The organism is Chitinophaga sp. LS1, assembly GCF_034274695.1.
Classification (GTDB): Bacteria; Bacteroidota; Bacteroidia; order Chitinophagales; family Chitinophagaceae; genus Chitinophaga.
In genome coordinates this window covers 1261326-1277285 of record NZ_CP128362.1, presented here as the reverse complement: position 1 = coordinate 1277285, position 15960 = coordinate 1261326, and the positions used below count along the sequence as shown (strand labels likewise).

Genomic DNA, 15960 nt, shown 5'->3' with positions numbered 1-15960 from the left:
ATACCCAAATGTCAGTATTGGCCATTTCAATTAGTTCTTATTCATTAATCTCAAATCCTGTAATTTTCTTCCAACAGGATCCTCTTCAAGCAATTTTGTTATTTCATTCTGAAGACCTAGCACTCTTAATACATTGATAAACGCGCCAATGGAAACGGAGGGGCTGCCTTGCTCTATCGCTCTTAGTGTCCCCCTATCAATAGCTGCACGCTCTGCAACTTGAGTAGCAGTTAACCTACGACGTTTCCTTGCAAGCGATATCCTGTTACCAAACTCTTCCAGTAGAACCTGCTGCTTAGGAAAAAGAATATGCTTTTTTGACTTCATTATGATGCATATTTTCATCAAAAATACAAATATTGAAGAAAATATTCCCAATTTTAGTTTGATATAAAATTAAAATTGAGATGTCGCTGACTAATGTTTTCCGCAAGAATTCATCATTTGGTGAAAATATTCACCGTGAATACACTTTAATAATAAATAATACTGAAAATGATAGCTTAGTTCCCGTCAATCGAAACAGTATGCAATCTTGCTTTAGAGTTTGAGTAATTCAGAATAGATGGGTGTCTAATACGGAGGTCATTGGGCCAGCTCCAACGGAGCATATCCTCCGTTTGGGCCGGACCAGTATCACCGTAATAGACATAGATGGGTACACAACAGTTTTATATAATTTGATTTCAATAGCATATTTCGCTAATAAAAACATATATTTTAGATAAATCATCCACGAACAGGTTCGAAACTTGTCCCCCCGGCCCGCAAAAAAGCAAAACCCGCTCATAGAGCTACCGTCTGGACAGATCTCTAAAAAGAATCCAGCCTTGCATGACTGCAGTAAATTTCTGCAGCCCCATCCAAAAAGTAGTGATGCCGGGTTTTCGTTCGGATAGATAGCCTTTCCAGCCACCTAATCTGGCTATAGCCCATATATATCTTTTCAAATCGGAAGATGTATATGGGTTTTTCAGTTTATCCGTTTTGCCTTCTAACTGTTCGATCTGATGTTCTAAACATTCCACTTCTTCCGCGGAGAAACAACTATGAGGGCATGATTCTTCGGGTATTGCATATGCGATTTGCATAATGAAGAGTTTGATAATAGTTTCAAGCATCATCAAGCATAGCTTTCGTATAGCTTTGGCCTGCGATAATTCGCTCGCCTCAATATTAAAACCTTCTTTCTTTAAAATTCGAAACACTTCTTCGATAACCCAACGGCAGGTATACCATTCTATACAAAGCAATGCTGTTTGCAAATCGTCTACCCTTTTTGTAGTTAATAATCTCCAATGAATGGGGGTCTTTATATCATCACCAACCTCTTTAGCTTCTATTGCATATAGGCTTATATTTTTCGGAAGATTTTTATTAATATAATTATTTCCACTGATCGTCACTGCCGAAAAACGAACCTCTATTTTTGCAGTTCTTTTTGTTGTACTTCTCCTTTTATCACCTTCTACTTTAACCTCATAGGAGCCTTGTAAAGGCTGGCTGGAAAGATATTCAAAGAGCTTTTGTTTTCCTTGTAGTATCCGATTTGTTTTGGCCCTGATAAGCAAGTGTGTCTTAGAATCGGGAACAATTGCAAATTGTTCATAAATATCTCCTTCTCTGTCCTGGATTATAATAATTTCACTGGCTGACTGTAAAGCTTGTTTACTTTTTAGTGAAGTCTCTATCCATCTATAAGATTCCTTACCCTCTATAGGAAGCATCTTTTTTTGATGGCTAACATCTTTCTTCGCCTGTTCATGGGATCTGTTCCAAATCTTTATTGTTGAAAAACCATAAGGCATGAAACTTTCTGCATCTATCACAAGTCCCGGATGTATATGAAACCCAAGACCATTAGTTGCCGCATTTGTCGTACCAATATAATCGTCCTTTTTTATCCTATTCTTGTGATTGTATAAATTAACATCACTGGTATCTTGTATGCACAAGACAGGCCTGCTTCCAACGCAGTTAACACAATTAGAAGACATGTTTCTGATGATCTCATCTTCACTAACATGGTCATTCTGTAGAAAACGGTAAATGGCTTTTGCCTCTGAATCATTACTAGCTAACCGTCGAATCGAATGGACACTATTAGCAAACAAGCGATTAAGAATAGAATTACCCCTATTCATTAATCGCTTGTCCTTAATCTCGTAAAAATACCTGCTTTGCACTTTTTATTTCAAAAATAGAAATAAAATGTGTCCAGACGGTAGCTCATAGAGCGGGTTTTGCTTTTTAAATAAATTTTGATGAATTTCTAAGATGCTTATTATCACCTTTATAAGCATTCGAAATTGGATGTGATTATTTAATCAGGCCTAACCTTTCCAGTTGATTACTGTTCGGATTTACCTTTTTCTAAAATAATGACTTTATTCAGTTCCTGGATCATGGCCGGCCGACGAGGATATTTCATGCTTAGCATCTTTGCCACACCAATAATTTTTTCTTTCCCGGCAGGAATGCTTTTAATGACTCTTTTCATTTTACCTGCCAGATTTGCGTATTCAACCCGATTACCTGCAATATCTCCTTTACGCTCAAATGCAGGTATATATAGATCTACTAATTCTGTCGGATAATGTTTGGATAAATGATCATGATATTGCAATATTCTATCCAATTCTGTTTCCTTACACACTAATATTAAGAGTCTATCCCAATATTTCTCTTCAATATAAATAGGCGCGAGCGCATCAAGGGAAAGTGCATCTGGTGAATACCATAGTTTACTTTTATTGTTTTGATGCTGCTTGTTTATTTCGGTTATTTTATCTTCAATGTATTTTTCAATTACCGTTCTCCATTCAGTATTAGTAAAGGTTTTTTTCCATTGAATATAGTAATCCCTGTTGAACCAGCGATCAAAAGCAAATCGCTTTGTATAAAATCGGATTGTCTCCTTATCTTTTTCTATAATTGCAACACGAAGTAATTCTTCTTCCCAATCAGAAACAATACCTGGATGCTTTTCCTTTTCGGCTATTTTTATTCCTCCAGCTATTAACTTTTTTGCCATCAGAAAATCTTTTTTATTGATAGCACTTTCCACTTCGCCCTTTCTGATTTCAACTACATCTAAATTCTGTTGAATAAGTTTCCTTATTTCACCTTCCTTTCCTATTGCTTTTAAAAATTCAATTTTTCGTACAAGAAAATAATCCTTTCTAAAATCACGTTTTCCCGCTATGTATTTTGCAATCTGCGTATCAACATACTGTAAGAATTCCTTTTCTTTTTTTAATAGCTCTGCCAGAGATTGATAAACAGTTATCATCTCATATCCAAAGTCTCCGTAATCAAAGTAAAGCTGATTGCTTAACTCCGTTTGTAAAAATGAAAATATTTGTTCTTTTAGCTCAATTGTTGGTTCTTTAGCCAGCGAGATATTTTCAATCAGCTGTATTATACTGAAGATGGCATCCCCTATATTCCCATTCGAATCATCACTATATTCAATAAGTTCCGTTACTTGCTTTAAAACGGCACGTGTCAGGGTAAAGGCTTCTCTAAAATTCTTTTTAGCCAGTAGCGCATCTCCTTTTGCAACCAATTTCTTGATTTCATTTGTAAGACTGTAAGTTGCCCGATAATCAATGAAACCTTCTGAAGCATGCTTCCGGATAATAATTTTGATTAAATCTGTATATTTTTTTGCAGTATCAATACGTTCATCTTTGTGCGCGAACCATAGCTCAAAAACAGATTTAAAATTCTTATCTTTTGTTGCATGTGCAAGAATAAACTCCTGGTACTCTTCTACATTTATCTTTTGCAATAACTTTTTAAAATCCGGCTGGTTGGCATTCTTTGCACGAGCAATTTTACCAGACAACTCTTCTTTTAGTAGAAATAATACAGCGACAACATGTTTGCATGTATCGCCATCATACGGGCAGTCGCAGGAATAATCTTCAATTTTGTTTTTATTACCCAGTTTTATTTCAATAGAGTAAGTTGAAGTACCTGCTACTTCAGCCTGCCAATAATTATTATCTGTTTCTTCAAGATCGATTACTGCACCATCTTCGAAATACTGTCTCCCTCGTTGTATGATCGTTGAACTTACCTGTAGCTCAAAATTTTTCAGGGTGAGCATAAATAAAATTAAGATTTGTTGGAATAAATTTGTTGTACGCTAGTAACTAAGCAAAGATAAGATGAGGTTTTATTAGCAGAGATATTCATTTCTATCCGTGGGAAATATCATTATGGAGATAAATTATTATTCTATTTCTTTAACCAAAAAGTCCTGAACAGCTCTTTTCTCAGAGGAAAAATTGATGCCTATAGCGATTTTCCTTCTTGCATCCATTTGATAGGGACGCAAATATCCTTTCTGAAAAATCTGCTCAAGGGCCAAATTCGCAGAGCTATTCAGTTTTAATTCTAACGCAAAAATATATTGATCAGTGAATACAAGCACATCGCACCTACCGGTAGCACTATGTACTTCACTGCGTACATCAAAACCTAAGCGTTTAAAGGAGAGATGCACAATGATATGAAAAATCGATTCACTCTCTGCTTTCCAATGATCATAAGGAATAGTTGATAACAGTACATCCAATGCTTTGATCATTTGAGACATATCATTTTTTTTCAATACCTCGCTCAAATCATCTGTAACAGACATTGAGTCATTGCCTGGAAATACATTTCTATAAGCACTCAACAGTGCGTCCGTCAGACTTTCTTTTACTTCTGTATTTGGGTATCCCAACTCATACAATCTATTATTGGAATTATATCCTTTAATGGTCAGGTATCCTGTTTGAAATAGTACGGGTATCACAGCTATATGTTCTACATTAAAATTGCTTAATGCATTCTCGCCAATATGTACGGTTTCCAGATCATATTCCCTATTTTGTTTCATAAGGTTCACCAACCAGGTAGGCGTACCGGTATGAAACCAGTAATTCCTGAAATCACGACCATCCATATATTTCAGTAAAGAAAATGGATTGTATACACGTTCTGCTTCTTCATGCCAGGCATAACCATTATACCATGACTTCAACTTCCCTAAAAAATCAGGTTGATGTTGCTGTATTTCTTCAATCTCATCCGCAAAACCGCTCTCCAATTCCTGTTGGGTAATTCCTGCAATTGTTGCATATTTTCGATGGATTGTAATATCATTCAGGTTATTTAAATCAGAAAAAATACTCACTTTAGGAAATCTGCTGACTCCGGTAAGTAGCAACAAACGAATATAGGGGTCTGAATCCTTTAATACAGAATAAAAGCTCTTAAATATGGACCGGTTTTCCTCTACTTTTTCCAGATCCTCCAGGTAATCGGTGATAGGTTTATCATATTCGTCAATCAGGATAACAACTTGTCCATTAGCTGAAGCCTTCCGAATTAGTTCTTCAAATCTTCCTTTTAAATGTTTAGATTCCAGTTCTACACCCTGCTCTTTTGCTAAAACCCCTATCTCAATACTAAGAGCTTCGTATAGCCCTAATTTTTGATAGTCAAGTTTACTTAGCCTTAAATGTATTACTGGATGTTTTTGTTCCCAATTCCATTTATCATAGATCCAAAGGTCTTTAAATAATTCTCGGTTTCCACTAAAGATCTCTTTAATAGTGGATAGCAACAGGGATTTTCCAAATCGTCTGGGACGGCTAAGAAAATAATACTTTCCTGATTCTATTAGATTGTAGATTATTTGAGTCTTATCAATGTATAGATAACCTCCATTTTGTATTTCATTGAAATCTTGTATACCTATCGGATATTTCCTCATACATACAAAGTTAAAAATAAAATCTATGATAAAGGACTTAAGCATACCTTAGATAAGAGCCTTCACAACCATTACTAATGTGCCAATTATGTGTTATGAATTAATTTCATAATTCTTAGACATGTCTATGCTGAAGCAAATCATCAATTTCTGAACGGAATGTAAAACAATACGGCCGCCCTACCGAGCTGTCTATATGTAATTAAAATATGTTGACAGCACCACCACCATACGTACATCTCCTTAGAATCTTGCTTTAATCTTCGCTATCACTCTATATTACCTATAGCAATAAATCACCAAAACAGAATCCGAATAACCTTTATTGATCATTTGGGACGCAGTATACAACACAGTTATTGTTTTTGTAGTTCCTGGTTGCGCAACCAATAGGGATATTGATTTTCTGTCAGATAAATATTGATTAACAAAATCCGATTGCCAGGCTGCCAGTATTATTTGCTCCATTAAATTTATTGGTTTAATGATAAATGCGATGGCTAAATATTAAAACTAGTATATACAAACATTCCGGGTTATAAATAAACCATTGTTAACCTAGCAAAATCTATCTGGGTTATCCGAACTTTCATCATACATTATTACATATATCGGTTTCTAATAGTTGATAATTCAAGTATAACTTTTCCTATTTATTCGCTTTTTAGAAATTCCTTATCTTATATATTCTTCAGATCACCACCTGCGGTTTGATAATAACAAAAGAGGCTATTGTTTATTAAAATTCTTAAGCCTGTAGCTTGTATTCTTTCCACTACCTTCCTGTTCCAGGATATTCTTTTTAACAAGATCCTGAATATCTCTCAATGCTGTATCAGTGGATATTTTAGTCATTTTTGCCCACTTTGAAACATTTAGTTTTCCGAAGAAATCATCTAAGATCACTTGCAACATTTTTTGTTGGCGAACATTGAATGTTATATCATTATGAGTTTCCCAGAAATAACTGCGTTCTAAAATTTTACCTATAGTTTGGTCGGTATGATCCATTGATCTATATAGACAATTTAAAAACCATTCCAGCCATAAAGTGATATCTAAATCACCTCTTTGCGTTTTTTCAAGTACATCGTAATATTCGTTACGCTCTTTTTGGATTTGGGCAGACATCGAATAAAAACGTTGCTTATTCTGGTCCGCACGAGCTAACTGCATATCAGTAATAGCTCTGGCAATACGACCATTACCATCATCAAAAGGGTGAATAGTAACAAACCATAGATGTGCAATAGCAGCTTTTATTACAGGGTCAACCTGCTGTTCATTGTTTAACCATTGTAAAAAAGTGGACATTTCGCTTGACACTTTATTTGCAGCAGGAGCTTCAAAGTGTACTTTTTCTCTACCCATTGGACCGGATGTAACTTGCATAGTATTATTACGCCAACCAGCAACCGTTATTTTATACATCCCACTCCTTCCTGTTGGGAACAGTGCGGCATGCCAATCAAACAGTCTTTCTTCAGTTAAAGAAGACTTATAATTCTGAGTTGCATCCAACATCATCTCTACAACACCTTCTACATCACGTTCACTATATATTGCTCCTGCAATATCAATTCCCAACCTTCTGGCTATGGATGAGCGCACTTGCTCTGGATTTAACAACTTACCTTCAATCTCGCTTGATTTTATTACATCCAATGTTAATGTTTGTAACATTGTTTCTTCTTGCAGCTTAAATCCAAGAGCGTTCATTTGGCCAAGGATTTTTCCCTGACGAAATCTTACTTCTCCTAATTTGGGGCCAAGCTTATCTTTATTCCAAGTAAAGAAAGGCCACCTGTCCAATTCATGTATATACATATTCGCCGCAATTATGCGGTGAATATACTTAATATTGGTAAATTCGTAATAATATTTATGGTTTTGCAGCGAATGTACGGAGTATTTACCGCATACTTGCGGCGAAATATCTAAATAATCGCCGCATAATAAGGGAACCCCATTTATGCTTACCAAAATTATTCCCATAAAAAGCAAAGGCGCAAATGCCAGATTTTCGCACTTATTAGATAAACGGAAGTAACTTTCAACCTTGCATATCATTTGAAAGAAAATACAACTACTCCGAAATAATATTTTATCAATCGAAGTTATATCACTGAATTCTCCTGATAAATGCATGAATTTTAGATAAATCTTCTATAAACAGGTTCGAAAGTTGTCCCTTGTAGCCCGCTAAAAAAACTGTATAGTTTAGCAAAAAATTGAAAGCCTTCAGATGGGAAATCTGGAGGCTTTTTTTGCGTTTAGATCGGATTTTGCCAGTCATGGCCTGAATGATTTGAGGGTAACAGGTTCGGGGGCAAATCCCTCTTTCTTCGCAAGTCATCATGAAACCTCGCTCCTTATGCAGGTTTTGTTTTTTAGGCGATTTCCGAGTCAACTCAGTTGGATTTTGATTTTCGGTAAGCGAAGCCAACCACACTGAATCATTCTTAAAAATCATTGCAGAACCTAAAAAGCTCGCCCAGATCACCCGACTTCCAGTCGTATCTGTTGCCATCGAAATATAATAAGCAGTATCTCTACTAATAGGAACTTTCCTGTAAACGAGTTCTAATGTGACATGCAGTCCTGAGAAATATGGAATCTCCTATAAACAGCTGCTTTCAGACACTAACACCGTCTATTATGCATGTTCCTCTCCATTTGATACTTCATTGATAGTGCAATTGCGTAAAGCAGGAAAAAAAGTTAATGTATTGGTGTATTCCTTACCTTCCAGATATCAACGTGGATTAGAGGGATATCATGGAGAAAAGGATGAACTGACGTTCTTAAATGGTTATAGTTTTGCCCTTGATAGTGCAATATGGAAAGAGTTGACGCAGCAGGTAGCGGTAGTAGTCAATGATACGACTTTAAAGCCGGATAATGGCTGTAATGATGATGCACGTTACTTTTTAAGTTATCAGCAGCATGCTGTTGCAGGAGCATGTAAGGATAGCAGTTTTATCAGATTATCAGCATATTTGAAGCAACAATTGCTACAACCACAGGAGAGGAGAAGAGATTCTGTGATCATTACTTTTTAGAAAGTTAATTGTAAATATTACAACCAACTTTAAAACATCTCATTGATGCTATTCATGGTATTGAATATAAATGAAGTTCTTTGTAATTCGGTGCTAATCTGGTATTTAAATAGCCTTTTTGCCTGATAAAAATTGAATCCATATAAAACTGCTTCCCGATAGCGAAGCACCTCCTTCGTTGCAGGATCAATCATCGATGCATCAGTTGATAATGCCTGATAAAGTTTATCCTGAGTTGTAATCACATTCTCAATTTCAGAACTGGCACTTGCTTCTTTTTATATATTGGAATGATCCATGTGAAGAACAAATTATCTATCAATTATTTACCTACTATCTCTTTCCTGAAATTTTTCCCCCACTTTAATAATTCTAACAAAAGTGGTTGCATTGATATACCAAGAGGAGTCAGGGTATATTCAACTGTGATGGGCATAGTGTCGTAAAGCTTGCGTATAATAATTCTATTTTGCTCCAGTACTTTTAATTCCTGTGACAACATCTTCGGGGATATGTTTGAAATAGCCCTTTGTATTTCGCCAAATCTCTTATTACCATAAACGATTGAAAGGACTATAGGTATCCGCCATTTACCTTGTATTAATTCCAGCGCATCCTTCGCTGCTATCATTTCAAATTGACATTCAACTTCTTTTGCTTCCATATTGTAAACCTATTCACCCAAAGGTAACTACTTACCCAAAGGTAACAACTATCTTTTCTTAAGTAAATGTAGATAGGTTTACATCTTAAAATATCAAAGCAACATGAGAATAACACTTATGGTTTTCGCCATCACTATTAGCACAATTTGTTTTGGACAGGTGCATCAGCCCAGGATTTTCTTATTTGTACCCGGTGCCTTCGATGGCGGCTGGGACTACGCTAAAGTAGATTCGGTTTTAAGTGCAAAAGGTGATATTGTGTATAGGCCAACCCTAACCGGACTTGGTGAACGTGCACACTTGTCAAACGAAAATATTAATCTTAGTACTTATATCGCCGACATCGTTAACGTTATTAAATTTGAAAATCTCCAGAACATAATTTTAGTGGGTCATAGTTACGGCGGCATGGTGATCGCTGGTGTTGCTGAGCAATTACCAGACCGCATCAGAGAAATTATTTATCTTGATGCAATGGTTCCGAATGATGGTGAAAGTGCCCAGACCATTGCTACAGTAGGAGGATTATGGGATATAATGATGAAACCTAACATAAAAGGCAACTTTGTGATACCAGCTTACTTGACACAATATGATGTGCCCCAATCATTGAAAACCTTCACTGAACCGCTAAAAATAAGCAATCCATTAGTTAAGAAAATTAAAACAGTATTTATTGCGATGACAAAAGACGGTGTAAGCAGTAGCATGATAGACAAGATGGGAACAGACCGTGCTAAAGAAAGAAATTGGAAAATTTATACATTAGAGGGAGGCCACTACGCTATGCGTGAGCAACCAGAAAATTTGGCAGATAAGTTGAGAGCAGTTGTAGACGATAATCAATAGAATTACCAGGTTGTCTATAGAAAACCTGGTCCCCTTTTTAAATGGTAACCGAACTTCTATCATACTATATTCAGTCTTTTGACCTGGACACACCCTAAATCGGACTAATCCTGTATAATTGGTTCGAGGTTACGATACCTGGGGCCGCAAGGAACTAAAGAATCCTTCAAGTCATTGCACTTGAAGGATTCTTTAGTTCGAAGGATTTCTTAGTAAAGGACCGAATTTTCGCAACTGATTTAATATCAGATATTAAGTTGGTTCTAAATGATGGATAAGTATTTAATGACTATGTAATTTTAATGGCTTAGGGGTAGGCTAATGAACATCATTGGAATAGATAGGCTAGAGGACTCAAAAAGCATAGCCATAAATTTTAAATATTCAGGTAAGTCTCTCCTCTAATTGTCCCTTCCATAAGACGAATCCTTTTTTAGGGTCGGAATACTCATGGAATATTCTACTGAAATCTGGATTTTCCCTTTTTAAATAATCCTGTTTGCCTGTATTCCTGATTTCTTGTAAGATATCCTCTAGCATTACAATTGCCAGACGAAGGTCTTCTTTCGTTTTATTAATATGCCAGATATAAGTCGCCTCGTTACTATCTAATGTTTCCCATACGAGATGGTATTTCCCGTCTCCCATTACTAAAAAAATAAATGAAAGCGGTTGCAGGATAAAACGAATTTTCAAGATTGATGCTTCATGTTTCTTCGAAAGATATTTAAGCTGCAAATAGTGCTTACTCTTTTTGATATTTAGAATATCATCCAATAAATCCTTGTCCGATTTGAAAAAATTTGTAATTGGTTTATTGGTAGCCAATGCAAGATCCTCCATGGTGGACATACACCTATTATCGCTGGTAGCACTTCGGGTTGCCAAAATATCTTTCTTAACAAATTCAAATCTTACACTCTCAATTATACTGCTGTTTATCTTGTCAATATCATCTGAAGTTGCTTCCGTAAATATAATGTCGGAGTTGTCAAATTTGATCCTTACCATTACTGTTAATAATTTCTTCTTAAGAACTTTGGCAAAGTAATCCTTCAATACTTCAAATTCGGGCCTGATATCATCGTTTTCAATCTTAAAATCTACATATTTATTGACTTCTTCTAAGTAAGAGGAAAAAGATACTGAACCATATTCAAATTTTAGACTATCCAAAGGAAGTTTTAAAGATTTTGATATAGATTTGACCACCTCGATTTCATTATTGTTATCAGGTAATGGTATTTTAATATCTGGCACCTGGAGTCTAACAGGTTTCATTTGTACTGCACTTAGCAGATGAGCCGAATTAATTGACCGGAATTTAATTTTTTCTATTCCTAATAGATTTAGGCTGAGTTGAGTTTCCATTGATGGGTTTTGTTCGGCCTGATAATCTAATATTTCAGCAAATACTTCTTCCTCCGCCTCATTGTAATTCAATATTCTTATCTTCCAGGCAACCTCACTTTTAAATTTTACGATTTCAAAAGGAAGATCCAAAATAGAAATTGGTAAGGCATTCTCTTTATAATTCAAATAAACCTTTTCTCCTTCCAATAAAAGAAGTAACTCATCATGTTTTTGCAATTGCCCAGACTTTTGCAATTTGCGGTAGTGCTTGCTTCTTTGTTTAAATAGCTTTTCCAGGTAGCCAATTTTGATATCCCGGTAGTCATATATGATAGGTGGAGTGCTGCTGCGTTGGACTCGCCCTATGTATTGAATTAGTTTACCCTCAAATGCAAAAGGGAATACGAGAAAAAGACAATCAAGATTGTTTATGTCTATTCCTTCTCCTATAAACTGTCCCGTTGCTATTAGTATTTGAAATTCTTCAGAAACAATCTGCTTCATTTTTGATTTTCGCAATTGCTCACTATCATCACCAGATAAAGTTATTATCTCAAATTGTTGTTTTAGAAATTGGCAAAGCGTATCAATATGGCTTTTTCTTTCTGTAAGGATTAACCCTTTCCTTCCGGATCCGATTTCCTTTTTGATATCATTAATTATAAGATTATTCCTTGTGGAATCATGAATGAGAACCTGGGCTAGAGGTTCAAACTTATCTGTTTTATAATCAAATGGAACAAACAAGTCTGTATCCCGGACAATTATTGAGAGGCTATTATTCGCCACTTCCCCTCCATTATTCGATTTCATTTCATATATAACCTCGCCGATGAAGGAAAACATTAATTGCTCGTCTTTGTTTTTTCTGAGTGGAGTTGCTGTAAGTCCATATTGGTAGAATGAATTGAATCTTTTAATTGTATCTCTAAAAGTTTTAGCCGGTATATGATGACATTCATCGATAATGATCGTTCCAAAAGCTTCAAAGATGGGATCATTTTCATTTATTACTTCCAGGCTTTGAAACATTGCAATAGTTATTAGTAAGCCCTCTTTCCTTTCCCCACTTACAATTTTCCCTACCAAATGTTTCGGAATCCCCATAAAATCTTGTATCCGGTCCATCCATTGATCAAACAATTGCTTACGGTAGACTATTATTAGTGCGGGTTGTTTTTTGTTTGCAATAATAGATAATGCAATTATCGTTTTGCCATTTCCAGGAGGGGCCACGATTATCCCAAACTCTTTTTTCGCAGTTATATCGACTGCGGCTTTCTGATAATCGCGTAGTGGTATTTTCGAGGGAATATTGATTTCAGTATACTTTTTTCTCTTATCTTTTATTTCATAGAGTATATTTTCTTTTTTACAATAGTCTATTAACTGACGCATGAATCCTCGCGGAATAATAATACTGTCTCCTTTTTCCTCTAATATTTTGAAATAGGCTTCCATTCCGTAAATGGATTTTCCCATTTTCTTTTTGATCAGATAATCAGTATTAATGAAATTGAGATGGTCTCTCAGGAAGCTTACTAATTGCGGTGTAAGCTGTGATCTGCTCAGTGTAATGACATTACTTAAGCTAATCTCAAGACAGCCCTGTTTTGCTACGATAGTTATAGAAGGATCTGGTTGTTGCAATGTAGCATCAAACAGTTGGTTATAAATAGCATCGATATTTTCAATAGTTATTTTTGAAATGGTACTTAGAAATACCCATTGATTTTCTAATGGTAATAAATTCCCATGATCAATGAAACAGGAATTGCCTTTTTCGACAGCTTGACCTTGAAGCGGTAATGCAATTAAGTTTCCTAAGCCTTCCCCACTATGAGAATCCTGACTTGGAAATATTCTATCAAAACTGGATTTCTTGTCAAATACCGAAATTATACCTGCCAATTGAAGCATGTGTTTTACAATTCTCCTGCTTTTATAAGCAGAGTAGGGTTGCGTAAAGAATATCCAGACATGTCCTCCGTTTCCCGATCTTGATCGTTCTAATGATGCAGGTATTTTATATTGATCGCAGGTTGTTAAAAATTTCTGGCATTCATCTTCCCATCCACGTTCGTCAAAATCAACGGCTACAAACCAGGAAGTATTATTCTCAAGTAACGGATATATACCAATTACCTGAACGCCTGTAAGATGGTTAACAAATTCTTTGGAGGTAAGAGGTACTAACGTTTTGTTTTTGAAATTCTGAAATGTACCACCTTTCTGTTTATGAGTTTTATAGGCTTCCCAATCTAGCTGATAACAAGTTATATAGCCACTCTTACCATCTTTTTCCTTTCTAACTGCAAAAGCATCCTCCCTTCCTTTAAACAGACATTGGAATAGGTCTAATTTTTCTTCAGTTATTTCTAAGGACATCATACTCGAGTGTTATAAGTTAGAATATTTCAATGAAGTGGCTTAAAATAGTCTACTGAGCAAACTTATAATTTTAAATATCTTTTAGATTCACGGAAAATATCAACAAACTTTGGCAGATCGTAGACCTGATCTTCTAGTTTCCTTTGCCAGCCCTGTTCCAGATTCTTTTCTTTTACTAAAACCCTTTTCTCAAATTCGGCTGGGTTATGGCCTTTATTCCGTGCTTTGCGTTCAAATTCAGGTTTATGATATTTAGTATCTATCCGCTCTAATTCATTCAGATACCAGAAATCATATAAATCTCGCGGCTCTGTTCGCCCCATTAAAGCAGCCATCTTTTCAATTAACACCTCAGACAATGAATAGCATTGTAATGAGAACGATTCTTCCGGAAGATCGGAGTATAGGATAAAGATCCTTTTCTGTTCGGTAGGAAACTCAAGTATCTCACCTCTTGTAATATCAATCTTCACATCTCTACTATTCAAATTTGCCTGCAATGGGCCAATATAATTTATATAGAATCCTATACTTCCATTTACATGTACATTACTTTCTTTAAACCGCATAGTAATATTGGCTTCTTCTTTAACAAACGCATATACCTTCTCAAATTCATTTAATAATTGTTGATTGGTAATGTTATTATCTATTAAAGTAAAATCCAGATCTTCAGAAAAACGATAGTCTGGGAAATACGCTTTTTTTAGAACGGTACCTCCTTTGAATACCAGGTTAGCGGATAAGAAAGAATTTTCCGAAATCCCAAATAATAACCAGCTAAGTACATAGTCTTTTTCTATCTGTGTATCTTTTAATTTGTTTTGTGACGCAACTGCATTAATCTCTTTTGGATGAATCATATTACGTAAATATGGGTGAAGTAATGTCTTTTGGTTCTATATTCTGTTGAATGCTCCATTTACTGACCAACTTACCCTTCTTTTCATAAGAAGGCTCCAGGAGGATAATAGATTTTGATGTTAATTGTTGTAAGCGATCTATAATTGGATTATAAATTTCCAGTAGTTCCAGCAAAAAACCTAATCTTTTAATTACAGACTGGGCTTTAAACTGCTCGCAATAAAAATAAAGTTTCTGGTAATCTATCTTATCCCTGGATTTATATAGTGCCTTTGCAATTTCGGTGATACCTCCCGCATAGTCAGGTTTATAGAGGCAATCGACAAAAGTTTTTTCCAGATCGGAACAGCTAACTTTATTAAAACTATCTATCCATATTTGCTTATTACCAAAGAAATGATTTGCATTGTGATAGATGAATTGAAATTTTGCATCTTTAATTTTCAGTAATGATGGTTTGATTTGTTGATTAACTACAATTCTTTCCAGTAATGATGGCTGTGTGATCAGACTATGTATTTCCATCGCACTGTAATACCCTATATAATACTTATTATTACCAACCAAGTATTTTGCGACCATATGCCAATTGGGGAAATAGTTTTTTGCTTCCTGTTCATACGGAATTATCCAATAAACCCCATCTTTTAAACGTAACAATAACTCACGTTTTACCATATCGCGCATTAGTTTCTTAACAGCTTCTTTAGAAGATGAATTTAGCAGCTCGTTAGCTTCGCTAAACGTAAAAGCAGGCTGATTTAAATCAGTAAAGTGTTTTATTAACTCTGCCGGCTTATTTGATATAGTCTTATATCTTGTATCCATTTGGGGACTTTTTAAGTCCCCACAAAGATATGAAATATCTCTAAACACATATCTTGTATCCATTTGGGGACTTTTTAAGTCCCCAAATGGATACAAGATATCTAATAAGTTGATTGTCAATGAGAAAGTGTGCCCTTGGTTTCAAATCGTGAATTTTCCGCTGATAATCGGAAAT

Annotated in this window: 12 protein-coding genes and 1 pseudogene; 2 read left to right on the top strand and 11 right to left on the bottom strand. The window is 35.4% G+C overall.

The annotated features are described in order from the left end of the window. Nucleotides 1–30: 30 nt before the first annotated feature. The 6 genes from QQL36_RS05270 to QQL36_RS05245 all read right to left on the bottom strand — a co-directional run bounded on the left by QQL36_RS05270 (nt 31) and on the right by QQL36_RS05245 (nt 8303). Entirely contained in the window at nt 31–327 is a 297-nt protein-coding gene (locus QQL36_RS05270) for a helix-turn-helix domain-containing protein (RefSeq protein ID WP_321569215.1), read from the bottom strand. 467 nt (nt 328–794) lie between these two features. Continuing rightward, entirely contained in the window at nt 795–2186 is a 1392-nt protein-coding gene (locus QQL36_RS05265; RefSeq protein WP_143709190.1) for an IS4 family transposase, read from the bottom strand. A 164-nt stretch (nt 2187–2350) separates the two neighbouring features. Next, complete coding sequence (locus QQL36_RS05260; RefSeq protein ID WP_321569214.1) at nt 2351–4114, bottom strand: SWIM zinc finger family protein; 1764 nt, start codon at nt 4112–4114, stop codon at nt 2351–2353. Nucleotides 4115–4240: 126 nt separating this feature from the next. Next, nucleotides 4241–5773, bottom strand: a complete 1533-nt coding sequence (locus QQL36_RS05255; RefSeq protein ID WP_321569213.1) for an ATP-binding protein — start codon at nt 5771–5773, stop codon at nt 4241–4243. A gap of 729 nt (nt 5774–6502) precedes the next feature. Further along, complete coding sequence (locus QQL36_RS05250; RefSeq protein WP_321569212.1) at nt 6503–7921, bottom strand: Fic family protein; 1419 nt, start codon at nt 7919–7921, stop codon at nt 6503–6505. After that, entirely contained in the window at nt 7896–8303 is a 408-nt protein-coding gene (locus QQL36_RS05245) for a hypothetical protein (RefSeq protein ID WP_321569211.1), read from the bottom strand. The genes QQL36_RS05250 and QQL36_RS05245 overlap by 26 nt, the downstream gene beginning before the upstream one ends. Before the next feature lie 58 nt (nt 8304–8361). Here QQL36_RS05245 and QQL36_RS05240 point away from each other — a divergent pair, with 58 nt between their 5' ends. After that, nucleotides 8362–8835, top strand: coding sequence for a hypothetical protein (locus tag QQL36_RS05240; RefSeq protein ID WP_321569210.1), 474 nt, complete (start codon nt 8362–8364; stop codon nt 8833–8835). Between the two features lie 29 nt (nt 8836–8864). Here QQL36_RS05240 and QQL36_RS35575 read toward each other — a convergent pair. Both QQL36_RS35575 and QQL36_RS05235 read right to left on the bottom strand, forming a co-directional pair. Then, a pseudogene (locus QQL36_RS35575) lies at nt 8865–9101 on the bottom strand (Fic/DOC family N-terminal domain-containing protein); the annotation flags it as partial. Between the two features lie 56 nt (nt 9102–9157). Then, complete coding sequence (locus tag QQL36_RS05235) at nt 9158–9499, bottom strand: winged helix-turn-helix transcriptional regulator (protein WP_083730189.1); 342 nt, start codon at nt 9497–9499, stop codon at nt 9158–9160. Nucleotides 9500–9602: 103 nt separating this feature from the next. Between QQL36_RS05235 and QQL36_RS05230 the strand changes: the two genes are divergently transcribed. Then, nucleotides 9603–10349 (top strand): alpha/beta hydrolase, encoded by a 747-nt coding sequence (locus QQL36_RS05230; RefSeq protein ID WP_321569209.1) that lies wholly within the window; start codon nt 9603–9605, stop codon nt 10347–10349. 384 nt (nt 10350–10733) lie between these two features. Here the strand turns inward: QQL36_RS05230 and QQL36_RS05225 are convergent, their stop codons facing one another. The 3 genes from QQL36_RS05225 to QQL36_RS05215 all read right to left on the bottom strand — a co-directional run bounded on the left by QQL36_RS05225 (nt 10734) and on the right by QQL36_RS05215 (nt 15848). Beyond that, nucleotides 10734–14093 (bottom strand): DEAD/DEAH box helicase, encoded by a 3360-nt coding sequence (locus QQL36_RS05225; protein WP_083730187.1) that lies wholly within the window; start codon nt 14091–14093, stop codon nt 10734–10736. Nucleotides 14094–14155: 62 nt separating this feature from the next. After that, the gene (locus QQL36_RS05220) at nt 14156–14956 is read right to left on the bottom strand and encodes a nucleotidyl transferase AbiEii/AbiGii toxin family protein (RefSeq protein ID WP_083730186.1); all 801 of its coding nucleotides are present in this window, start codon (nt 14954–14956) and stop codon (nt 14156–14158) included. 1 nt (nt 14957) lies between these two features. Then, nucleotides 14958–15848 carry a type IV toxin-antitoxin system AbiEi family antitoxin domain-containing protein gene (locus tag QQL36_RS05215; RefSeq protein ID WP_220388880.1) on the bottom strand — a complete coding sequence of 297 codons (891 nt, stop codon included), beginning with the start codon at nt 15846–15848 and terminating at the stop codon, nt 14958–14960. Between the last annotated feature and the right edge of the window lie 112 nt (nt 15849–15960).

Excerpts from the sequence above, each read along its gene's own strand:
- QQL36_RS05270 (WP_321569215.1), bottom strand. The coding sequence starts at position 327 with ATGAAGTCAAAAAAGCATATTCTTTTTCCTAAGCAGCAGGTTCTACTG.
- QQL36_RS05260 (WP_321569214.1), bottom strand. The coding sequence starts at position 4,114 with ATGCTCACCCTGAAAAATTTTGAGCTACAGGTAAGTTCAACGATCATA.
- QQL36_RS05255 (WP_321569213.1), bottom strand. The coding sequence starts at position 5,773 with ATGAGGAAATATCCGATAGGTATACAAGATTTCAATGAAATACAAAAT.
- QQL36_RS05250 (WP_321569212.1), bottom strand. The coding sequence starts at position 7,921 with ATGCATTTATCAGGAGAATTCAGTGATATAACTTCGATTGATAAAATA.
- QQL36_RS05245 (WP_321569211.1), bottom strand. The coding sequence starts at position 8,303 with ATGGCAACAGATACGACTGGAAGTCGGGTGATCTGGGCGAGCTTTTTA.
- QQL36_RS05235 (WP_083730189.1), bottom strand. The coding sequence starts at position 9,499 with ATGGAAGCAAAAGAAGTTGAATGTCAATTTGAAATGATAGCAGCGAAG.
- QQL36_RS05230 (WP_321569209.1), top strand. The coding sequence starts at position 9,603 with ATGAGAATAACACTTATGGTTTTCGCCATCACTATTAGCACAATTTGT.
- QQL36_RS05225 (WP_083730187.1), bottom strand. The coding sequence starts at position 14,093 with ATGATGTCCTTAGAAATAACTGAAGAAAAATTAGACCTATTCCAATGT.
- QQL36_RS05220 (WP_083730186.1), bottom strand. The coding sequence starts at position 14,956 with ATGATTCATCCAAAAGAGATTAATGCAGTTGCGTCACAAAACAAATTA.
- QQL36_RS05215 (WP_220388880.1), bottom strand. The coding sequence starts at position 15,848 with ATGGATACAAGATATGTGTTTAGAGATATTTCATATCTTTGTGGGGAC.